This window comes from Nitrospirota bacterium (assembly GCA_016180645.1).
Taxonomy (GTDB): Bacteria; JACPQY01; JACPQY01; order JACPQY01; family JACPQY01; genus JACPAV01.
On record JACPAV010000047.1, the window covers coordinates 30,450 to 50,353 of the forward strand.

The 19,904-nt window shown below is 60.6% G+C and carries 23 protein-coding genes; 15 read left to right on the forward strand and 8 right to left on the reverse strand.

Features of this window, described 5'->3' with window-relative positions; all coding sequences use genetic code 11:
• Positions 1-57: 57 nt before the first annotated feature.
• From HYT87_18790 to tatC, 6 genes are all read left to right on the forward strand, one after another.
• Complete coding sequence (locus HYT87_18790; GenBank protein ID MBI2061791.1) at positions 58-804, forward strand: YebC/PmpR family DNA-binding transcriptional regulator; 747 nt, start codon at positions 58-60, stop codon at positions 802-804.
• 94 nt (positions 805-898) lie between these two features.
• Positions 899-1,411: a crossover junction endodeoxyribonuclease RuvC gene (gene ruvC, locus HYT87_18795; protein ID MBI2061792.1), complete on the forward strand. Its 513-nt coding sequence runs from the start codon at positions 899-901 to the stop codon at positions 1,409-1,411.
• Positions 1,408-1,998: a Holliday junction branch migration protein RuvA gene (gene ruvA / locus HYT87_18800; GenBank protein ID MBI2061793.1), complete on the forward strand. Its 591-nt coding sequence runs from the start codon at positions 1,408-1,410 to the stop codon at positions 1,996-1,998. Before ruvC ends, ruvA begins: the two co-directional genes overlap by 4 nt.
• 2 nt (positions 1,999-2,000) lie before the next feature.
• A complete protein-coding gene (gene atpC / locus HYT87_18805) occupies positions 2,001-2,258 on the forward strand; it encodes an ATP synthase F1 subunit epsilon (GenBank protein ID MBI2061794.1) in 258 nt (85 codons plus the stop codon).
• Between the two features lie 54 nt (positions 2,259-2,312).
• The gene (locus tag HYT87_18810) at positions 2,313-2,618 is read left to right on the forward strand and encodes a twin-arginine translocase TatA/TatE family subunit (GenBank protein ID MBI2061795.1); all 306 of its coding nucleotides are present in this window, start codon (positions 2,313-2,315) and stop codon (positions 2,616-2,618) included.
• 57 nt (positions 2,619-2,675) lie between these two features.
• Positions 2,676-3,389, forward strand: a complete 714-nt coding sequence (gene tatC / locus HYT87_18815; GenBank protein ID MBI2061796.1) for a twin-arginine translocase subunit TatC — start codon at positions 2,676-2,678, stop codon at positions 3,387-3,389.
• Between the two features lie 357 nt (positions 3,390-3,746).
• Here tatC and folK read toward each other — a convergent pair whose 3' ends face one another.
• The 5 genes from folK to HYT87_18840 are packed head-to-tail and all read right to left on the reverse strand — an operon-like array spanning position 3,747 to position 8,132.
• Positions 3,747-4,214: a 2-amino-4-hydroxy-6-hydroxymethyldihydropteridine diphosphokinase gene (folK, locus tag HYT87_18820; GenBank protein MBI2061797.1), complete on the reverse strand. Its 468-nt coding sequence runs from the start codon at positions 4,212-4,214 to the stop codon at positions 3,747-3,749.
• Positions 4,215-4,250: 36 nt separating this feature from the next.
• Positions 4,251-5,483 (reverse strand): LL-diaminopimelate aminotransferase, encoded by a 1,233-nt coding sequence (locus tag HYT87_18825; protein MBI2061798.1) that lies wholly within the window; start codon positions 5,481-5,483, stop codon positions 4,251-4,253.
• Positions 5,480-6,283, reverse strand: a complete 804-nt coding sequence (locus HYT87_18830; GenBank protein MBI2061799.1) for a 4-hydroxy-tetrahydrodipicolinate reductase — start codon at positions 6,281-6,283, stop codon at positions 5,480-5,482. Before HYT87_18830 ends, HYT87_18825 begins: the two co-directional genes overlap by 4 nt.
• Before the next feature lie 24 nt (positions 6,284-6,307).
• A complete protein-coding gene (locus tag HYT87_18835) occupies positions 6,308-7,231 on the reverse strand; it encodes a 4-hydroxy-tetrahydrodipicolinate synthase (GenBank protein ID MBI2061800.1) in 924 nt (307 codons plus the stop codon).
• A gap of 4 nt (positions 7,232-7,235) precedes the next feature.
• Positions 7,236-8,132 (reverse strand): diaminopimelate epimerase, encoded by an 897-nt coding sequence (locus HYT87_18840; GenBank protein ID MBI2061801.1) that lies wholly within the window; start codon positions 8,130-8,132, stop codon positions 7,236-7,238.
• Positions 8,133-8,200: 68 nt separating this feature from the next.
• Here HYT87_18840 and HYT87_18845 point away from each other — a divergent pair, with 68 nt between their 5' ends.
• From HYT87_18845 to HYT87_18875, 7 genes are all read left to right on the forward strand, one after another.
• Entirely contained in the window at positions 8,201-8,923 is a 723-nt protein-coding gene (locus HYT87_18845; protein ID MBI2061802.1) for an isoprenyl transferase, read from the forward strand.
• A complete protein-coding gene (locus tag HYT87_18850) occupies positions 8,920-10,077 on the forward strand; it encodes a 1-deoxy-D-xylulose-5-phosphate reductoisomerase (protein ID MBI2061803.1) in 1,158 nt (385 codons plus the stop codon). The genes HYT87_18845 and HYT87_18850 overlap by 4 nt, the downstream gene beginning before the upstream one ends.
• Entirely contained in the window at positions 10,067-11,632 is a 1,566-nt protein-coding gene (rseP, locus tag HYT87_18855) for an RIP metalloprotease RseP (protein MBI2061804.1), read from the forward strand. Before HYT87_18850 ends, rseP begins: the two co-directional genes overlap by 11 nt.
• A gap of 271 nt (positions 11,633-11,903) precedes the next feature.
• Positions 11,904-12,584: a class I SAM-dependent methyltransferase gene (locus HYT87_18860; GenBank protein MBI2061805.1), complete on the forward strand. Its 681-nt coding sequence runs from the start codon at positions 11,904-11,906 to the stop codon at positions 12,582-12,584.
• Positions 12,563-13,741, forward strand: coding sequence for a glycosyltransferase family 4 protein (locus HYT87_18865; protein ID MBI2061806.1), 1,179 nt, complete (start codon positions 12,563-12,565; stop codon positions 13,739-13,741). The genes HYT87_18860 and HYT87_18865 overlap by 22 nt, the downstream gene beginning before the upstream one ends.
• Positions 13,713-15,005, forward strand: coding sequence for a glycosyltransferase family 4 protein (locus HYT87_18870; protein MBI2061807.1), 1,293 nt, complete (start codon positions 13,713-13,715; stop codon positions 15,003-15,005). The genes HYT87_18865 and HYT87_18870 overlap by 29 nt, the downstream gene beginning before the upstream one ends.
• Before the next feature lie 9 nt (positions 15,006-15,014).
• Positions 15,015-15,728 carry a glycosyltransferase family 2 protein gene (locus HYT87_18875; protein ID MBI2061808.1) on the forward strand — a complete coding sequence of 238 codons (714 nt, stop codon included), beginning with the start codon at positions 15,015-15,017 and terminating at the stop codon, positions 15,726-15,728.
• A gap of 8 nt (positions 15,729-15,736) precedes the next feature.
• On the opposite strand, the gene HYT87_18880 is transcribed toward HYT87_18875, so the two are convergent.
• Positions 15,737-16,285 (reverse strand): Uma2 family endonuclease, encoded by a 549-nt coding sequence (locus HYT87_18880; protein MBI2061809.1) that lies wholly within the window; start codon positions 16,283-16,285, stop codon positions 15,737-15,739.
• Positions 16,286-16,407: 122 nt separating this feature from the next.
• Here HYT87_18880 and HYT87_18885 point away from each other — a divergent pair, with 122 nt between their 5' ends.
• Both HYT87_18885 and HYT87_18890 read left to right on the forward strand, forming a co-directional pair.
• Positions 16,408-16,923, forward strand: coding sequence for a nucleotidyltransferase (locus HYT87_18885; protein MBI2061810.1), 516 nt, complete (start codon positions 16,408-16,410; stop codon positions 16,921-16,923).
• On the forward strand, positions 16,916-17,101 hold the full coding sequence (locus tag HYT87_18890; protein ID MBI2061811.1) for a hypothetical protein: 186 nt from the start codon (positions 16,916-16,918) through the stop codon (positions 17,099-17,101). Before HYT87_18885 ends, HYT87_18890 begins: the two co-directional genes overlap by 8 nt.
• Here HYT87_18890 and HYT87_18895 read toward each other — a convergent pair.
• Together HYT87_18895 and HYT87_18900 are read right to left on the reverse strand one after the other, a co-directional pair.
• Positions 17,079-17,858 (reverse strand): polyprenol monophosphomannose synthase, encoded by a 780-nt coding sequence (locus tag HYT87_18895; GenBank protein ID MBI2061812.1) that lies wholly within the window; start codon positions 17,856-17,858, stop codon positions 17,079-17,081. The two genes, HYT87_18890 and HYT87_18895, sit on opposite strands and share 23 nt — an antisense overlap.
• A gap of 18 nt (positions 17,859-17,876) precedes the next feature.
• Complete coding sequence (locus HYT87_18900) at positions 17,877-19,712, reverse strand: hypothetical protein (GenBank protein MBI2061813.1); 1,836 nt, start codon at positions 19,710-19,712, stop codon at positions 17,877-17,879.
• Between the last annotated feature and the right edge of the window lie 192 nt (positions 19,713-19,904).

Below are 19,904 nucleotides of genomic sequence, written 5' to 3' on the forward strand. Positions count from 1 at the left end.
ATTTAATCCCCACAGGCCGCATTGACACAGCGCGTCGAGCGGCTATAATCCAAGCCGATGTCCGGTCATAATAAGTGGAGCAAAGTTAAGCACAAAAAGGGCAAGGCAGACGCCCAGAAGGGCAAAATCTATACCAAGCTCATCCGCGAAATCATGGTGGCCGCCCGGAACGGCATACCCGATCCCGAAATGAACGCCTCGCTCCGTCTCGCCATCACCAAGGCGCGCGAAGCGAACATGCCGAACGACAACGTCGAACGGGCCATTTTGAAAGCCACGGGTGGCGACGAAGGTTTCGCACTGGAAGAGGCCGTATTCGAGGGATATGGTCCGGGAGGCGTGGCTGTTCTGGTCCATGTGGTCACGGACAACCGAAAACGCGCCGTGGCCGACCTCCGAAATCTGTTTACCAAGCTCGGCGGAAATCTGGGCGAATCGGGATGCGTCTCTTGGGTCTTCGATAAGAAGGCGGTCTTCACCTTCGACCGGAGTGCAGTGGACCCTGAGAAACTCCTGGACATGGCCCTTGACGCCGGTGCGGATGACGTGAAAGAGGATGGGAACGACGTCACCGTTACATCCCCACCGAACGAATTCGAAAAATTGCGCAAACTCTTCGAGGAAAAGAACCTGAAACCGACGATCGCTCAGATTTCCATGATCCCCAAGAACACCGTTCCGCTCGCGGGCATGGAGGCGGAGAAGTTCGTCAAGTTCATGTCCACGCTTGAAGAGCACGACGACGTCCAGAACGTCTACGCGAATTTCGACATCCCCGACGAGATCCTCGAAAAAGCGGCCTGACGCGCTTCTTCCGCTCATGCTTCGACGGCGCTCAGCACGAGCGGAAGAAGGCCGCTCACCCTGAGCTTGTCGAAGGGTGCTGGCGGCACTCTCCGTGCGCAGTCCAATAATTTCTCCCGTTCTGGGTGTCGACCCCGGCAGCCTGACCACCGGATATGCGTTTGTGGTGGAAACCGGCCGCCGCCTCGTTGTGCGCGACTTTGGCGAGATTTCCCCGCCGGCCAAGGCCCCGCTCCCGCGCCGTCTCCTGGCCATTCACGATGCCCTCGAATCGAAAATCCTCGCCCATCGGCCGGAATGCCTCTCCCTCGAAGCCCTCTTCGTCGCAAAGGGCCTCCAGAGCATGATGAAACTGGTCTACGCCAAGGGCGTTGTTCTGCTCCTCGCCGCGCGGCATAATCTGGACGTGTTCGAATACCCTGCCCTGACCGTGAAGAAATCCGTGGTGGGCTACGGCCAGGCCGAGAAACGACAGGTCCAGTTCATGGTCCGGCAACTCCTGAGTCTGGCGGATCTGCCGCGACCCGATGAGGCCGACGCGATGGCTCTAGCCCTGTGCCATCTTCAAGCCCGGAAAGCCAGGCTCCTCGCCGGTTCAACTCCATGATCGGATTTCTCCGCGGAAAGATCGCCGAAAAAACACCCGATCGGATCATTCTCGACGTCGGCGGCGTGGGGTACGAAATTGCCGTTCCCGTCACCACGTATTCGAAGCTTCCCGGGCCGGGCGCGGAGGCCCAGCTCCACGTCCACACGCATGTGCGCGAAGACGCCCTCCAACTGTTCGGCTTCCAATCCCGCGAGGAGTTGAACCTCTTCCGCCTCCTCATCAACACCCCTGAGATCGGGCCCAGACTGGCGGTCAATATCCTTTCCGTTCTCGGTCCGCAGGGATTCGTGCGGGCCGTGGCGGCGAAGGATCAGACCTCTCTGCGCCGAGTGCCGGGCCTGGGCCCCAAGAAGGCCGAAAAACTCCTCGTCGAACTGAAGGACAAGGTGGACGGCATGGCCGCGGGCCTCCCCGAAGCCTCCGGACCGCCGAGCGTACGCGAGGACCTGCTTTCCGCTCTCAAGAATTTGGGCTATAAAGCGGAGGAGGTGAGTCCGGTGATTTACGAAGTCATGAAAAAATCGCCCAGCGCTCCCGTGGAGGAGCTCCTCCGGGAAGCCTTGCGGCATCTCTATCGGAGGTAGGCATGGCTGAAACTCTCAAGTGCAGGATCGTGGCAACCCATGGAACGGTGTTTGAAGGGGAAGTCAGGAGCGTTCGCGCGCCGGCCCACGAGGGGGACGTCTGCATCCTGAAAGATCACATCGCCTTTGTCACGCCTCTCCGGAAGGGAACGGTCACCTTGGACACCGCCGGAGAGCCCAAGGCCTTCAACCTGGATCACGGCGTGCTCGAGGTCCTGAACAACCAGGTCACCATCATCGCCCAGGGCCTCGCGGCGTAGGAAAGACATGGAACGTCCCCTCGCCGTCCCATGAGCCAAGCGGAGGGAGCGTAGATGTTTGGCATCGGGTTTTCCGAGCTCGTCGTCATTTTCATCGTAGCCCTTCTCGTGTTCGGTCCCAAACGCCTGCCCGAGGTGGCCCGGAAACTTTCAAGAGGTTTGAAAGACCTCCGGGAGGCGGCGGATGACGCGCGGTCAACCATCCTCTCGGGCATGGACGACACAAAGACCCCATGGCGAATCGGCTCGTCGGCCCCGGACGCGGGCCTCACGCAAAGCCAGGCAAAACCCGCGGGCGCAGGGAGCGAGGACACTTCCGCCAAACCGAAGTCCCCCCCCCCCGCGACCCCCAAAGCGTAGCTCACTCCCATCGGCATCCGGTTCTTCTCCCGGGGCGAATCCTCGACCGACAAGTCGATGTCGTTCCTCGACCACCTCGGGGAGCTGCGGCGCCGCCTGATCATCAGCCTCGTGGCCGTGGGCGTGGCCATGTTCGCCTCCTTCACTTTTTCGCAACAACTCTTCGACTGGCTGGCCCAACCGCTGTACAAGGCCCTTCCCCAAGCGAAAGTCGGAATCATCTTCACGGGCGTGGGCGAAGCTCTGAACACCTACGTGTGGATCTCCGTGGCCGCCGGGATCGTTCTCGTCAGCCCCATCCTGTTCTGGCAGTTCTGGGCGTTCGTCGCCCCCGGTCTCCACCGAAAAGAGAAGAAGACCCTTTTCGCGATTGCCATCGCGTCGTCAGGACTCCTTCTCGCGGGTGTGGCCTTCGCCTACTATGTGGCGTTGCCGCTCGTCCTCCGATTTTTTCTGTCGTTTGCCACCCCGCAACTCCTGGCCGCGCCGCGCATGGGCGAGTATTTGTCGTTCGTGGCGTGGTTCGCCCTGATATTCGGCCTTACGTTCCAAACGCCGCTGATCATGGCCCTACTGGCTTGGATCGGAATCCTCTCCCCAAAGACGCTTACGGGGAATCGCTCCTACGCCATCGTCGGGATTTTTGTTCTCGCCGCCATCGTCACGCCGCCCGATGTGGTCAGCATGATGCTGGTCGCCATACCGTTGCTCGTACTCTTTGAAATGGGAATTGTTGCGGCAAAGATGCTGTACAAGGACCACAATACCTAGTAGTCACGCTCTACATATGGTAGTAAGGTCTTGAAATCATTTAGCAATTACAAACAAATACATTTCTTTACAAAAGACTTGACAATGTAATCCCCACCGCTATAATGTCCACTTAGGAGTTAGAAGTGGAGGAACAGGGGATTTTCAAGGGGTTTTTCAGGGCCGTTCAGGTTCCTTCGCTCCCGTCTACTCTTTCTTTCCGCCATTCGGCAATTAATCACACTCCCTAGTACCACGGGGTGGGGCTGCCCCTCCCTCCTGCTCAGGATTCTCAGCCCTCCGTCCTGCAGGAGGCCCCGCCCCTGTTTTCTTTTTCCGGGAAAAGAAGGGTCTGCCGGGCGATTTCGAGGCGAAAATCTACAGTTCTTGGAGGAATTCGGCGTACGGACGTCCGGTGACCGGGTCCCTGAGCCGCGGAGCGAGGGCGTAGAGCGGCTCCAGAACGAACCGCCGGCCCCGCATGCGCGGGTGGGGGATCTCCAGTCCTGGTTGACTCAAAGTCATACCCGCGTACCACAACAAATCCAGATCGAGAAGGCGGGCCGGAGAGAGCGGTTCCGTACGAACCGATGGCCGGATTCTCCCGAACAGTTTTTCAATATTCATCAGGCCGGCCATCAGACTCATCGGAGGCTGAAAGGTCTGGATCTCCGCCACGCCGTTCAGGAACGGCCCACCCTCGGCCTCTACGGGCGCGGTCTCAATCGTGGGGCTGCGCCGAACAAGCCGCGTCCCCGGAAACCGGTTCAGCTCCTTGCACGCCCGATCCAGCGTGGCTTCCCGGTCGCCCTGGTTCGATCCAAGGCCGATGAAGGCGGTTGCCAGCACGACCGCTAGATCTCAAATTTCAAACTTGAAATCTCAAATTCTGCGGAGGCGATCCATGGCTTCACGCAAGCGCCTCGCATCCTGCGTAATCGTCACCCGGAAGTAGCCTTCCCCATACCGGCCAAAACCGACTCCCGGCGTCACGACCACCCCCGTCTTCTCCAGAACCCGGCCGGCGAAATCCATCGACCTTTCGCCCTTGGGAACATGCGCCCACACGTAGAACGTCCCATCGGTCGGGCAAAACTCGATCCCCGCGGCGCGCAACCCTTCTTGAACCACCCGCAGGCGGTCTGCGTATACTCCGGCCATCGATCGCACGTGCTCCGGCGCCACCCTGAGCGCCTCGATGCCCGCCTCCTGAACCGCCTGAAAGATCCCGGAGTCGATGTTCGTTTTCACCTTGCCCAGCGCCCCCACCAACTCGGGGTTCCCCACGGCAAAGCCGATCCGCCATCCGGTCATGTTGCAGGTCTTCGACAGAGAGTGGAATTCGATGCCGACCTCCCTCGCCCCTTTGGCTTGGAGGAAGCTGACCGGTCGGGACGAGCCCGAGAAGGAGACTTCCGTGTAGGCAGCATCATGACACACGATCACGTTTCGCTTTCGGGCCCAGCGGGCTACATTCTCTAAGAATTCCAGAGAGGCGCCGGCGCCGGTGGGATTGTTCGGGTAGTTGAGAAAGAGGAGGCGGCAGCGCGCGGGCAGGGTTCGGTCCAGGGCTTTCAAATCGGGCAGGAATCGGTTCTTCTCCAGAAGGGGAACGAGGATCGGCTTCCCACCCGCAAAGAGGATGGATGTCCGGTAGACGGGGTAGCCCGGGTCGGGCACGAGGCCCGCATCGCCCGGATTGATGAACGCCAGAGGCGCGTGCGCGATGCCCTCCTTGGATCCGATGAGCGAAACGACCTCCTCCTCGGGATCGAGCGTCACGCTGAATCGTTCGGCGTACCAGTCGGCGGCAGCCTGCCGGAAAGATGGAAGCCCTTTGTAACTAGGGTAGCGGTGATTCTCAGGTTTTCTCGCCCCCCGGATCAGGGCGGCGATCACCGATTCCGGCGTCGGCAGGTCCGGATCGCCCACGCCTAGGTCGATGACGTCGATCCCGCGCTCACTCACCGCCCGCTTCCGCCGATCCAGCTCCGCAAACAGATAGGGCGGCAATTCAAGAATCCGTCTCGCGACCCTCGAAACGGGAAGGCCGACTTGCGCCTTCTGTCTTGCACCTTGCGCCCTGCGTCCTGCGCCCTGCGTCCTCTTCTTCATTTCAACCCCAACACGTCGGCCATTTCATAGAGGCCCGGTTTCCTCGCGGCCATCCACTCCGCCGCCCGCAAGGCGCCGTGCGCAAAAACGTCACGCGAATGGGCCCGGTGCGTGATCTCGATGCTTTCGCCGGGACCGGAGAATAGGACCGTATGATCGCCCACCACATCGCCTGCCCGGAGCGATTGAACGCCGATTTCGCCTTCGCGGCGCGCTCCGATCTGACCGTGACGTTCAAAACGCGCAACCTTTTCGAAAGCCACACCCCGCGACTCGGCGATGGCTTCCCCCAGTCTCAAGGCGGTCCCGCTCGGAGCATCCACTTTGTGTCGATGATGGGTTTCCACGATCTCCGCGTCATACCCTGCCAGCCGTATCGCCGCATCGGCCGCAAGCTTGAACATGACGTTCACGCCCGCACTCATGTTCGGGGCGAGGAGAATGGGGATCGCCCGCGCGTAGGTTTGAAGTTCTCGCCGCTGCGGCCCATCGATCCCCGTCGTCCCGATGACGATGGGCGTCTTTCGGGTCCGACACAGCCGTGCGTGGTTCACCGCCGAATCCGGCCGGGTGAAATCGACGACGACGGCCGCCGGACCAAGAACGGACCCGAGGTCGGCCGACAGCGCAAGGCCCGTGGTCGGGACACCGGCGAGGGCGCCGATGTCCTTGCCGGCGTCCGGGTGTCCCTTGCGCTCGACGGCACCGACGACTCGAAAGCGCTTGGGGTCCTGGAGCGCCAAGGCAAGAATTCGCCGCCCCATTTTCCCTGCGGCGCCGCACACGATAAGTCGGATCATGGAATGCCGGGAACCCCGCGAAAATCAGCCGCTCTTGGCGCGACCCCTGCGAAGGATCTTCAGATCCTCCATCACCCGTCGCAACCGCTCGCGGCGCGCGGCGGACATCGGTGTCATCGGCAGACGAAGCTCGGGGGGAATAAGACCCATCATAGCAAGCGCCGCTTTTCCTCCGATGGGATTGGTCTCGGCAAACAGGGCATCGCACAGCGGAGCCAGCCGGTAGTGGGCGTGCCGGGCCACTTCGATCTGGCCCGTGTGCACGTTCCGGCACATGGCGGACACTTCGTCCGGCACAATGTTGCTCAGAACCGATATCGTCCCCACCGCCCCGAGGCAAAAGAGCGGGAAATTGATGGGATCTTCGCCCGAAAGCACGATGAAATCCTGCCCACACAACGCAAGAATGTCCGACGTCTGCTTGATGTTTCCCGAGGCCTCTTTGATCCCGATGACGTTTTTGTTCTCCGCAATCCGCGCCACGGTTTCGGGAAGCATGTTCAGACCGGTCCGGCCCGGAATGTTGTACAGAATGATCGGAATGGAAACCGCTTCGCAGAGCGCCTTGTAGTGCCGCACGAGCCCTTCCTGGGTCGGCTTGTTGTAGTAGGGCGTGACGACGAGCGCCGCATCCGCCTTGACGCGCTCGGCAAACTTGGTCAGCCGGATGGCTTCGTGCGTGGAGTTGGCTCCGGTCCCCGCGATGATGGGAACACGGCCGGCGTTGATTTCGATGGCCAGCTCCACGATGTGCTCATGCTCCTCGTACGTTAGCGTGGCGGACTCACCGGTGGTTCCCGCCGGAACGAATCCATCGATTCCTTTCCCGATCTGGAATTCCAGAAGATTGCGGAAGGCCTTGCGGTCGATCTTCCCGCCCGAAAACGGCGTCACAAGGGCGCTGAGCGCGCCGCGAATACGTTGCCCCGAATGTCTCACCGCAGTCATGTCCTCATACTTCGATCCGGCGTGATGCCGATCGCACTCTCGACCTTTTCGGCGGGCAGGACGCCCGCGATAGCGGGGAGAGTGGGATTCGACCGGCAAAAACCTCCTCCGCCGGCCCCGTCATGTATACCCGATTCGATCGTGCATCCCACCGCACCCTCAAGGTTCCACCGGGGAGAACGATTTCGCAATCCCTGGACGTCTTGCCATTCAACACGCCGGCCACCACCGTGGCGCACGCGCCGGTACCGCAAGACAGCGTTCGTCCGGCACCCCGTTCCCAAACACCCACCTGGAGCCGGTTCGGCCGCTTCACGTCGACAAATTCCACGTTTGTCCGCTTCGGGAAAAACGGATGGCGTTCAAGCAAAGGTCCGTACTGCTCGACGAGATCGACGCCATTGGATTTCCCGAAGATTACGCAGTGGGGGTTCCCCATCGATACGCAGGTGACGCGGAATTCGCGGTCCTCCACCTTGAGCGGCCGGTTCACCACGCGACCCCGCGCCCGCGTGGGGATTCTCTCCCCGTCCAATACGGGTTCGCCCATTTCCACCTCCACGAGACTGCCCGCGCGTTGCAAACGAGCGATCCCGGCGCCCGTTTCGACCGAGAGCACCTTCTTCTTCGACAGTCCCCGCGTCCACACATACCGGGCAAGGCACCGAATACCGTTGCCGCACTGCTCCACTTCGCTGCCGTCAGCGTTGAAAATGCGCATGCGGAAATCCGCCTTGGAGGATCGCTCCAAGAGAAGCATCTGATCCGCCCCGACACCGAACCGGCGGTCGCACAATTCCCCCGCTAGTTTGGAAAGATGGGGGAGTTTGTGCTCACGGGCGTCGAAGAAGACGAAATCGTTTCCCGTCCCCTGCATTTTCAGGAAATCAAGCGTGCCCATGATCCTTTACGATTAGCGCCGGGGACCCGAAATTGCAAGAGGACCACCCTTTACTCTATAATCGATCGATGCCCCGGAAATCGCTGCCACGGCATGTGGCTATTATTATGGACGGAAACGGTCGGTGGGCACAGTCCCGGAAACTCGACCGCGTGGAAGGTCATCGGGAGGGGGCTCGATCCGTACGGGCGATTGTTGAAACCGCCCGAAGGCTTGGCGTGCGATATCTGACCCTCTACGCCTTCTCCACCGAGAACTGGGGAAGGCCGACGGCCGAGGTGCGGTCTTTGATGGAATTGTTGGGAGAATATCTGGAAGACGAATTGAAAGAGATGATGGATCAGCAGATCCGGTTGCGGGCGATTGGAAGCCTGGATCAACTGCCGGGCCCGACGCGGGAGAAGTTGGAAAAGACGATGCGCGCGACCCGAAGGAATCGAAGAATGGATCTGATTCTCGCCCTCAGCTACGGCGGGCGACAGGAAATCCTGGATGCCGTCAACTCGGCGGTCCGCGCGCGCAACGGCAACGCCGGGAAAAGTTCCATCACCGAGGCCGGCCTCCGGCGCCACTTCTACGCGCCGGACGTTCCGGATCCGGACCTCGTCATCCGCACCAGCGGCGAGCTTCGCCTCTCGAACTTCCTGCTCTGGCAATCCGCCTATTCGGAGCTCTATGTAACCGAGACCTTGTGGCCGGACTTCCGGGAAAAAGAATTCAAGGGCGCCCTGCGGGCCTACGAGAAACGCGAACGCCGATTCGGGTTGACGCGCGAACAGGTAACAGCGTGAAAAAAGCTGCCATCCTCGGTTCGACCGGCTCGATCGGAACCCAGACGCTCGACGTCATCCGCGGCCACCCTGATCGATTCGACGTGGTCGGCCTCTCGGCCGCCGGATCGAGCCCGGAGAAGCTCGCCGCGCAAGTTCGCGAATTCCATCCGGGCATCGTCGCGGTCCCATCCCCGGCCGCGGAGAAAGAATTGCGGAAGCATCTCAAGGGGTTCGCCTGTCGCATCGATTCGGGGAAGGGTAGCTTGGATCGGCTGGCCGGCTCGGCCGAAGCGGACGTCGTCGTTTCCGCCATCTCCGGATCGAGCGGTCTTCCGCCCACTCTCGCGGCCGTCAAGGCCGGGAAAACGGTTCTCTTGGCCAACAAGGAAAGCATCGTCATGGGAGGAGAGCTCTTCATGCGACTGGCGCGCGAATCCGGCGCAAGAATTATTCCGATTGACAGCGAACACAACGCCATCTTTCAGTGCATCGATGGGAAGCCCTCCTCCCAGGTTCTCAGCCTCACGATTACGGCTTCCGGCGGGCCCTTTCTCCGGACTTCGCTGAAGAGCCTTTCACGGGTTACGCCCACGAAGGCGCTGAAGCACCCCGTCTGGCGGATGGGTCGAAAAATCAGCATTGATTCCGCCACGCTGATGAACAAGGCGCTGGAGCTGGTGGAGACCCGCTGGCTTTTCGATGTGGCGGCGGACCGGCTGCGCGTTCTGGTGCATCCCCAGAGCATTGTTCATGCCGTGGTGGAGTGCGTGGACACCGCCGCGTTCGCTCTGATGGCCCTTCCAGACATGAAAGTGCCCATCGCCTATGCCCTCGCGTGGCCGGACCGATTGCCGATGACGCTCCCGCGGTTGGACCTCGCGCGGCTGGAGTCCCTCACGTTCTTCGAACCCGACCCCAAGCGCTTCCCCTCGATTCCGCTGGCCTATGAAGTCCTCCGCGCGGGGAACGGCTCGCAGGTGGTGATGAACGCGGCAAACGAAGTCGCCGTTCACGCGTTCCTCGATCGCAAAATCCCGTTCCCGGCGATCACGCGCACCGTCTCGGGCACGCTGGACAAAGTCACGGGAAGCCGGATTGAAAATGTAAGCGACATTTTTGAAGTGGACCGCCGCGCGCGCGAGACGGCCCAAGGGATGTGCCATGCTCATTAGCATTATCGGAGCGATTCTCCTCCTCGGACTCGTCATCTTCGGACATGAATTGTCCCATTTCCTGGTGGCCAAACTCTTCCGGGTGAAAGTCCTGAAGTTTTCCATCGGGTTTGGTCCTTCACTCTGGCGGAAGCAGATCGGGGAAACGGAGTACCAGGTCGCGGCCCTCCCTCTGGGCGGGTTCGTCAAGATGCAGGGCGAAACCGCGGAAGAGAAGGACCAGGACCCCCGGAGCTACCTGAACAAACCGATTTTCCAACGGGCCATGATCGTCGTGGCGGGGCCGGTGGGGAACCTCATTCTCCCTGTCGTAGCCCTCAGCTTCATGTATATGGTCGGCGTTTCCGAAGTTACTCCTCGAATCCAGCGCGTGGAGCCGATGACCTTCGCGGCCAAGAAGGGCCTCCGCGCGGGCGACGTCATTCGCCACGTGGATGGCCAGCCCGTGCGCACGTGGACGGAGGTCGAGGAAAAGGTCCCGGAGAAAGGACACGTCACGCTTGTCGTTGAGCGGAGCGGGCAACGGGTCGGCTACCCCATCCCGGTGGATGAGTTCAAGCACCTCAGCCCGTATCCCTACGAACCGCTCCTGGCGGTGCGACGTGGATCTCCGGCGGAGAGCGTAGGGTTTCGGAACAGCGACCGGGCGGCCAAGGTCGGCTCAACCGAAGTGAAGACATGGGAGGAATTTGCCGCCGCTCTCCACGGCACAACCTACCCCTTGGTCGTCACGGTGGATCGTGAGGGGAAGACGGTGGAGGTTCAACTGAAGACCGCCCAGGAGATGGCCGGCATCGAACAACCGGAGCTCTACATAGCCCAAGTCATGCCCGGTTCGCCTGCCGAGAAGGCCGGAATCAAGCCCTACGACAAGATCATCGAGTTCGGAAAGGTCCCTGTCTATCGGTGGAGCCAACTCGTGGAGTACATTCAGAAAAGTGAGGGCAAGAAGATCAGCCTGACTCTCCTCCGCGGCGGGGAAGAGCTCCAGATTCCCGTGGACGTCGCCTCGGCGAGGATCGAGGAACCGACGGGCGACGCCAAGACCGTGGGGCGCATCGGGATTCAGCCGCTGATCTCTCTCGCCGCGCCGGAAACCGCGGTCATCCGATCGGGACCGTTCAAGAGCCTTGTGCTCGGCGCCCGGAAGACGGCCGAGATTACGATTCTGCACGTGAAGGTGATGGCCAATCTCATCCGGGGAAAAGTATCCATGAAAAACATCGGCGGTCCGATCCTGATCATCAAGGCCGCCTCGTCCTCCGCACGGGAAGGCCTCAAGCCGTATCTCATGATGCTTTCGTTTATCAGCGTCGGTCTCGCCATCATCAATTTGTTCCCCATTCCTCTCCTGGACGGCGGACAGATGCTCCTCCTCAGCATCGAGGCCATCCGGCGCCGGCCGCTCAGCCTGCGGGCGCTCGAGATCGTGCAGCACGCGGGATTGGTACTTCTTCTCAGCATGATGGTCTTCGCGTTCTACAACGATGTCATGCGGGATCGGGACACGCTCACGGCTTTCTTCCGCCGGTTTCTCGACTTCTTCAAAGGGTGATTCCTACGCCTCTGAGATTTCAAATTTGAAATCTCAAATCTCCATGGGGGAGGGGAGGTGTTTCATCTGTGGCGGTGTGAGTCGGATCTTTTGGAAGGGCGATGAAGCTGCCCTCCATGATTGTCGGTCCTGCCGGCTCCTGTATATCTGGCCAAGACCCCCCGGACTTTCAGGCCTGATGCCTGGAGGCTCCCTCCGATCCCGTAGCGGGGCCGCCTGTAGCAGAGCCTTTAGGCTCTGCCGCTCCGGCGGGCTCCGCGAAGCTCATTCTTTGGACACGTCAAAGTATGTTAGGGACGGCCATCTCCACGTGGCCAAGTCGGGAGTCTATGGCCGGATTCTGGATCGCATACAAGTTCACAAACGCGGCGGGAGCCTTCTCGATGTCGGCAGTCACGTCGGAGGTTTTCTTTTGTTGGCCCGCGAGCGCGGATTCAAAGTGACGGGGGTCGAGCCGAGCCTGCCCACCGCTCGCCTGGCCCGCCGGTACGGACGGTTCAAGATCTGGAGCACCACGTTCGATCGCGCACCCGTCAAAAGCGGCTCCGTGGACGTCCTCACCCTGTTGGACGTGATCGAACATCTCGACGACCCGATTGGCGCGCTGAACCGTGCGGGCCGGCTCCTGAGAAAACACGGGATCCTTGCCATCAAGACCCCTTCCCTTGCCTACACCCGCCTCAAGCTGGCGATTCTCGACCCCCTTCGTCGGAATGTACCCCGCTGGCTCTATCTCGAACCCGGAGGTCACCTACAGTATTTTTCTCCTCGTGCACTTCAAAAGATGCTGAACCGGGCAGGCTTCGAAGTAATGGGTGTAGAGAGCCTCCCGTATGAGCCGGCAGTCGACGGACGATGGAGATCCCGGGTTCTCAATGCCCTTGCGCGCCCCGGGCACGGCCGCCCTTCTCCGCTGGCAAGGGACATGCTGTGCCTGGCCGTCAGGCCATGATGGATATTCTTTTCGTCACGGGAGTCTACCCTCCGCGGATCGGCGGGCCGTCCATCCAAACCCATCGGCTGGCCCGGCTTTGCCGTCAACGGGGGTGGAACGCCCGCGTGCTGACCTTTGCAGAACGGTCTGCGAAACGGTCGGAGGATGGCATCGAGATCACGACCATTCGTGACCCAGGCATCGGCCCGGCCGCGAAGTATGCGGCCTCGGCCGCGGCGCTGGGCCGGATGGTCCGCGAACGCAAGCCGGATTTGTTGGTCCATCAGACAGGAGTGGACTACCTCACGTTTGTAACCGGGCTGGTGGGCCGGCGCTACCGCGTACCCGTGTTTGTGAAACATGCGGGCGACCTGGCTTGGGAAAGATTGACCCGATTCAGCATCAGCGCAGCAACGGGAAAAAAGCCCCTGCACAATTCAGGGTTCCCCGCCCGCGCGTTGATTGCAGTGGAACGGCTGGCCCTCTCCTTGTGCAGGAAAGTTTGGTCGCTGAGCAACGACCAAACCCGGTTCCTCGAAACCGTCCTCAAGCTCCCTCCAGGGAAGATCTTCACCCACCGGAACCTGGCGGTGATTCCCGAGATCCCGTCGCACAAACCACATGCCGGCAAGCACCTCCGTCTGCTCACGGTCTCGAGACTCATCCAACGCAAGAATCTGGACGCCCTGATTCGCGCCGTTCCGCTTCTTCAGGACTCCGGCGTGTCGCTCGATATCGTGGGCGGCGGGTACACAGAAATTGAGATCAAACTTCAGGGCCTGATTCGGGAGCTGAACCTCGCCGATCGCGTTCGCCTCGCGGGAGAAACCTCTCCCCTCAGGATGGCCGGGCACTATCGAACGGCCGATGTATTCGTCCTCCCCTCGATCTACGAACATTTCCCCCTCGCGGCCGCCGAGGCCATGGCGTACGGATTGCCGGTGGTCGCGGCTCGCGTCTGGGGAATCGAGGAAGCGGTGCAGGAGAGCCGGACGGGCCTCCTCGTCGATCAGCCCACTCCGGAGGCCCTGGCAGGCTGCATCAATGACCTCATCCGGCGCCCCAAGCTCGTCTCTCGAATGGGGCTGGCGGCCGCCGAGCGGGCCAAATGGTTCGACATTCACCGGTACGGCTCGGAGATCCTGGATGAGTATTCAAAGACCGCCCGCCAATGAAAGAGGGGCCATCCCCGAGAAGTCACCCCCTCCCTTCCCCTCCCCCCTCGAGGGCGAGGGTGTGGGCGGGGAGGCGCTTTGGATGGATGTGTTCGGGAAAGGATCCAAAATGCGGGTTCTAATGATCAGCCGAGATGCGCGACTCGCCGAGCGAGGAGATTTGAATGACGTCCAATTGCGACACATTGCCTATGCGAGCCGCGTCGATCGCATGGACATTCTTGTGGGGGCATCCGGTGCGCGCACACCTTCATTCGCTTTGGATGCCAAAGTGAGCGTCCATCCCGTGGTCCCCGGATCGCCGCTGGCCTTTCCGGCCGCCGCCCTCGCACGCTGGAGGGCCGTGAGCGGAAAACTTCGACCCGATGTAATCACCGCGCAGGACCCCTTTGTGGCGGGATGGGCCGGCCTCGCACTTGCAAAATGGCTCCATGTTCCTCTCAACGTCCAGGTCCACTCCGATCAATTGGACAACCCGTATTATCTGCGTGAGGCGGCCCTCAACCGGGTCCAGAATCGTCTCGCGAAAACGGTGCTGAAGCGTGCCCAAACCATCCGGGTGGTCAACCGCCGCACGATGGAGCAATGCCGGGCGTTGGGCATGCCCGACAGGCGCTGCCTCTACATTCCGCTTGTATTCGGGCTTGAGCCGTTCTTCGCGGCGCGCGCAGGGGGCAGCGCAAGGAAGAGCCTTCTGGGGAGATTGTCGAAGACCTGCGGGCTCATTCTGTTTGCCGGACGGTTGAGCTGGGAAAAAGGGTGGGACGTTTTTCTCGAATCGATGAGAGAACTTTCAAAAGAAAAGACGGCCGTCAAAGCGGTCTTTGTGGGGAGTGGACCGGACGCTCCGAAAGCCGCGCGGCTTGCAAGTCGATGGGGTCTCGAAGATTCGGTTCAATTCCTCGGCTGGAGGCCCTACGGAAAACTCCCAGGCTACTACGCGGCGGCCGATGTCTGCGTGGTGCCGTCTTGGCACGAAGGGTTCGGGCGATCGACACTCGAAGCCCAGGCCGCCGGGCGCGCGGTGATTGCGACGGCCACCGCCGGGACGGCGGATCTCATTCGCGCAGGACGTACGGGCATCGTTATCCCCGTGGGAGATGCCTCGGCCTTGAGCGGCGCCATCCGAGAACTTCTTGCCGATGCCGATGGGCGCGCCCGCGTTGGCGAACTCGCCCGGAAAGAGGCGCGGGAGCGATGGTCAGACTACGATCTGCCGGGGGAACTCGCCGCCATGTTTGAAAAGACCGCAGCGATGCGATAGAAGCGCCGGATGTCCACTCTCGATTCCCCCAAGCTCACGATCATCGTACCCGTCTACAACGAAGAGAACACCGTGGATGCGCTCCTTGAGAAACTCGCCTTGGTGGAGCTCGGATTCCCGCGGGAGGTTCTCGTCGTGGATGATGCTTCCACCGACTCCACCCCGATGAAGCTTGCGCCTTGGTCATCCAAGAATACCCTCCCGGTCCGGGTACTGCGACACGCTAAAAATCGAGGAAAAGGCGCCGCCGTTCGAACTGCCATTGCGGAATCCAAAGGCCACATCGTCATCATTCTAGACGCCGATCTCGAATACGACCCGGCCGAGATCCCGAAGCTCATCGCACCGATCCTCGACGGCAAGGCCGATGTTGTCTACGGCAATCGCTTTCACGGCGGCCCGCAGCGCGTCGTCTATTTCTGGCACTACCTGGGTAACCGGCTGCTCACGTTCCTGGCGGACGTCCTCACCAACACGAATCTCCGGGACATGGAGACGGGATACAAAGCGTTCAGGGGCGAACTCCTGCGCGGTCTTAGACTCCGTTCCGACACATTTGCCTTCGAGCCGGAAGTCACGATGAAAGTGGCCAAGCGGCGTTGCCGGATGTACGAAATCCCGATTTCCTACTACGGCCGGACGTACGCGGAAGGAAAGAAAATCACCTGGAAGGACGGCGTCATCCACCTCCTCTGCATGGTCTGGTTCCGCTTTTTCGACTGAAAAGAGAACTACTTCGCGAAAATATCTGAGTGGTTGACTGACAAGGAAGGAAATACCGACGAATTCGCCGTGCCGGTTGTAAAGCTTCCCTTGAGATTGTAACCGGCATTCTCCCACACCAACACTTCAATCGACCGCGCCTCCGGGTCAACGATCCAGTACTCCTTGACGCCGTACTTGAAGTAGAGCTTTTTTTTCGCAACCCTGTCCCTCTCAGAGTGTTCCGGCGAAATGATCTCCACAACGATGTCCGGGGCCCCGCGAACATACTTCTCTTGAATAATCTTCACTCTATTCTTTTCAACGGCTAGGACATCAGGCTGGACGACGTCTTCATCGGAGAGGTAGACATCGATGGGGGAGAAGAAGACCACGCCTTGCCCTGTTTTCTCCACCTGATCAACGAAGCTCATGGCGATCTTCTTCGCTATGTGCTGGTGCTTGGTTGTTGGTGCTGGTGTCATGTGTAATCCCCCGTCGATAATCTCGTACCGCTTGCCCTCCGGAAGCGAGCAGTAATCCTCATAGTTGAACCGGACCTGCGCCATCACGCTCATCGCACTCTCATCATACCCCCCAGCAACGGGTTTTCAAGGTTTCGACCCGTACACAAGAAGCCGCCATGTCGGATTAGGGCCCCAAGCGGGATGTTTCGTGAAGCCTGTGATAATCTTTGAGCGTGGCCGAGGGAGATCTCCTTCGCATTTTCGGCGCACTGGAACGGGCGCGGGTCCGATATCTTGTGGTCGGAGGGGTAGCGGTTGTCCTGCACGGACACCCTCGCTTCACGGCAGACTTGGATCTCTTCATCGACCTTGAACCCGGAAACGTGCGCCCGGCCCTCCATGCGCTTGCCGGCCTGGGCTTCCGTCCCCGCTTACCCGTGTCAGCCGACGAGTTTGCCGACCCGGGTAAACGGCGTCAGTGGATCGCGGAGAAGTCGTTGCGGGTTTTCTCGCTCTGGAGTCCTGACATGCCGGTCACGGAGGTCGATCTTTTCGTGGAGGAACCATTCCCGTTCGACGCAGCGTATTCGCGGGGCGTGCCCGTGAAGATTGGGAAAGTTGCACTGAAAGTGATGGGTTTGGAGGATCTGATCACCCTCAAACGCGAAGCCGGAAGGCCGCAGGATCTTGCGGATCTCGACGCTTTGGAAGAGATTTTCAGGCTTCGGAGGAATGCACCCGATGACTGAGCGCGAACGGGACGACGGCTGGACCCGTCATCGACGCGAACAGCAGGAAGCCTGGCTCAGGCTCACATACGAGCAGAGGCTGGAATGGTTGGAAGACGCCAAACGCTTCTGCACGCTCGCCATCCGGGCGGCCGCTCCTCGCACAAAGCTGAGGGTCAGGAACGACCCCAGGTCCTGAAGCGGCGGAAGGCTTCGATGGGGGAGAATCCAAAGCGGAGATCGAAAAGCATTTCGAGGAAATGCATCATGACTTTGGGCGACAGCTTGCTGTGCCCTTGCGTCCGGCCGCGAAAAACGAAGGGAACTTCCTCTACCCGCCTGGGTTTGGCGCGCGACACGATCTCCAATAGAATTTTGTAGCCTTTCGGCCGGAGCCGATCCTTCACGCGTTCGAAGATCTCCCGCCGGAGGACGAAGTACCCGCTCATTGGGTCCATCAGCTTCACGGAAATCACCGCCCTGGCGAGGGCGGTAGCCACGTTGGAGGTCAACCGACGGTGAAACGGCCAATCGTCGGCGCCGCCCCCGGGTACTCGCCGTGAACCCATCACCACGTCGGCGCCCGCTTCGATCCGTTCGATCATCTCCGGGAGGATCTTTGGGTCGTGAGACAAATCCGCGTCCATCACACCAAGGATGTTTCCCCGGGCGTGCCGGAACCCTTCCACCACCGCGCCGCTGAGGCCGCGCTCCGACCGGCGCCGGATCACCCGGATCCGCGCATCCTTCTTGGCGTAGTCCTCGGCCAGTCGCCAGGTTTCGTCCGGTGAGTCATCATCTACGACGATGATCTCGATGCCGGCCGACCCCATGATCCCGAAAATCTCGGCCAGGAGCACCTCCAAATTCGCAGCCTCGTTGTAGGTCGGGATTGCAAGCGAAAGAAGGGCCTGTCGGCGAACTGACGGCCCTTTGGAGGAGAAGCTGGGTACCACGCTCCGGGTGGCGCTCGCCTACTTCACACTTCTCATCACGGCTTCCCAAAGTCGATGGTCCTGAGTCTGCGCAAAAACGTGAACCATTCCATCGGGTGCCACCACCGCCGAGGGCGCCGATCCGAGTGGTTCGGCTAGAACTTCTCCGTTCGAATGCCATGCGCCCTGAGAATCGCGGTGGCCGTGCCACAAGCGGCCGCTCGTCCCCAAGGCGACCACGTGGATCAATCCGTCCGGTCCAATGAATCCCGTCGGGCGCGACGTGAGTACGTCCTCAAGCACCTCCCCTACCCAGTGCCAATTGTTCCGACCATCTCTGAATGCGTGCCATAGCCTGCCGTTTGGACTCCTCGCCAAGACCTGTGTCGAGCCATCGGGGTGGAGAAATCCGCTCGCGGCCGACGAGAGAAGGATGCTTCTCCCGAGGGGGACATCACTCCAATTCGATGTCGCGTCCCTGAACACCTCCCTCAACAGGCCTTCGCCGGGGGAGAGTCCTGGCCGTTCATCCTTGGCAAGAAGGAAAGCGTGCAAGAGACCGTCGTTCGTCGCGTAGCCCGAGACTCCTGCTGTCAAGAGCCCCTGCGGGCTCATGACCTCGCCCCTGCTGTCCCATCGGAACTGGGCATCGCGATAGGCATGCCAGAGCTTGAAATTCGGGCTGACCGCGAGAAACTGTACGTATCCATCCGATTGCAGGAAGCCGACCGGGTCAAAGTACAAGCGTTCGTCCAAGATCTCTCCATTGGAGTGCCAGGCCATGCCCGGCTGATGAAAGGCATGCCACGGCTTGCCGTTTGGGCCGAGCGCGATCACCTGCATGTAACCATCCTTCCAGAGGAAGGCGGAAGGTGCCGAGGTAAGCGGATCGGACAACACCGCCCCGTACCCCACCCATTGAAACGGCCCCGACGTACGGGGTGGAAGTTTGTTCGATCGGAGCGCAAAGACGGCGTTGGCCCCGTCGCGCTCCATCATAGGAAAACGAATCAGCTCCTGCCCGGGAGCCGAATTTCGGAGAATACGCTCGAGATCCTCAGGGCGCGAGGCGCTGATAACGGCGTAAAGATTCCTTCGTGCTCGTGCCAGGAAGCTCGACGGCGGGTCAGGGAAGTCCTCCCATATCTTCCAACCGCGGCGGTCCGCATAGTAGAAAAGCTCGGGGTGCCCCCACACAGAGAGCCAGATGATGAGGTCGTCAGGCTCCGTATTGCGCTTGGTCATTTCGACCAGGCGCCGAAAATCAGTCGGGTCACCGCGCTCGTAGTAGCCCCGAATCTGGGGCCTGCTTTGTCGCCACACAAATACCCAGATCGCGACCGCTCCCCCACGGAGAATCAGGCGACTCCAAGTACGCCGCCGCGACCAGAGTACGTCCGTACCCGCTCCCATCCAAATGCTGCAGAGGGGAATGAAAGGTATCCGGTAGTAGTCGTGACCGAGCAGACCCTCCGAAATGGTGAATGCGAAAAGGACGACTCCAACGGTCCACCCGACCAGGGCCGCCGCATTGGCGCGCGTCAGTTTCAACCATCCAAGAAAGAGGAGAGTGCCGGACGCAGGAACCATCACGTAGTGGAATAGGATATGCTTCCAAAAGTACGCAAAATCATCGCCAAGCCAAACCCGGCTGCCTCCCCACTTGTCCTCTCCCGGGCCAAAATCCCAAAACGGCGTAAAAGCGATGGGGAAATCATAGCAGTGGAGCCACCAGAGAACGGTCGGACCGACTGAGAGGGCTGCACATATCCACACAATCGGAAACCGCCAAAATCTCCCACCCAGACGCTGGAGCACAAGACACGCGACGGGGATACCCAGATAGAGATTCGTTGGTTTCAAAAGGACGGCCAAGGAGACACCACACGATCCAAGCAGGGCGGAACTCCGCAATCCATCGTCGGACCACTTCGACCAGTATTGGAGGCCGAGAAGGCTGAACAGGATTGTGCGGCCTCACAGCCTTTGTCCCAGTTGGCTCTTGAAAAAGGGTAACAGTTTCGGTCCCTCGATTTTGAGAAGCCCGCGGTTGATGAGGGCACAGGT

Excerpts from the sequence above, each read along its gene's own strand:
- HYT87_18790 (MBI2061791.1), top strand. The coding sequence starts at position 58 with ATGTCCGGTCATAATAAGTGGAGCAAAGTTAAGCACAAAAAGGGCAAG.
- ruvA (MBI2061793.1), top strand. The coding sequence starts at position 1,408 with ATGATCGGATTTCTCCGCGGAAAGATCGCCGAAAAAACACCCGATCGG.
- atpC (MBI2061794.1), top strand. The coding sequence starts at position 2,001 with ATGGCTGAAACTCTCAAGTGCAGGATCGTGGCAACCCATGGAACGGTG.
- HYT87_18810 (MBI2061795.1), top strand. The coding sequence starts at position 2,313 with ATGTTTGGCATCGGGTTTTCCGAGCTCGTCGTCATTTTCATCGTAGCC.
- tatC (MBI2061796.1), top strand. The coding sequence starts at position 2,676 with ATGTCGTTCCTCGACCACCTCGGGGAGCTGCGGCGCCGCCTGATCATC.
- HYT87_18825 (MBI2061798.1), bottom strand. The coding sequence starts at position 5,483 with ATGAAGAAGAGGACGCAGGGCGCAGGACGCAGGGCGCAAGGTGCAAGA.
- HYT87_18830 (MBI2061799.1), bottom strand. The coding sequence starts at position 6,283 with ATGATCCGACTTATCGTGTGCGGCGCCGCAGGGAAAATGGGGCGGCGA.
- HYT87_18835 (MBI2061800.1), bottom strand. The coding sequence starts at position 7,231 with ATGACTGCGGTGAGACATTCGGGGCAACGTATTCGCGGCGCGCTCAGC.
- HYT87_18840 (MBI2061801.1), bottom strand. The coding sequence starts at position 8,132 with ATGGGCACGCTTGATTTCCTGAAAATGCAGGGGACGGGAAACGATTTC.
- HYT87_18845 (MBI2061802.1), top strand. The coding sequence starts at position 8,201 with ATGCCCCGGAAATCGCTGCCACGGCATGTGGCTATTATTATGGACGGA.
- rseP (MBI2061804.1), top strand. The coding sequence starts at position 10,067 with ATGCTCATTAGCATTATCGGAGCGATTCTCCTCCTCGGACTCGTCATC.
- HYT87_18870 (MBI2061807.1), top strand. The coding sequence starts at position 13,713 with ATGAGTATTCAAAGACCGCCCGCCAATGAAAGAGGGGCCATCCCCGAG.
- HYT87_18875 (MBI2061808.1), top strand. The coding sequence starts at position 15,015 with ATGTCCACTCTCGATTCCCCCAAGCTCACGATCATCGTACCCGTCTAC.
- HYT87_18880 (MBI2061809.1), bottom strand. The coding sequence starts at position 16,285 with ATGAGCGTGATGGCGCAGGTCCGGTTCAACTATGAGGATTACTGCTCG.
- HYT87_18890 (MBI2061811.1), top strand. The coding sequence starts at position 16,916 with ATGACTGAGCGCGAACGGGACGACGGCTGGACCCGTCATCGACGCGAA.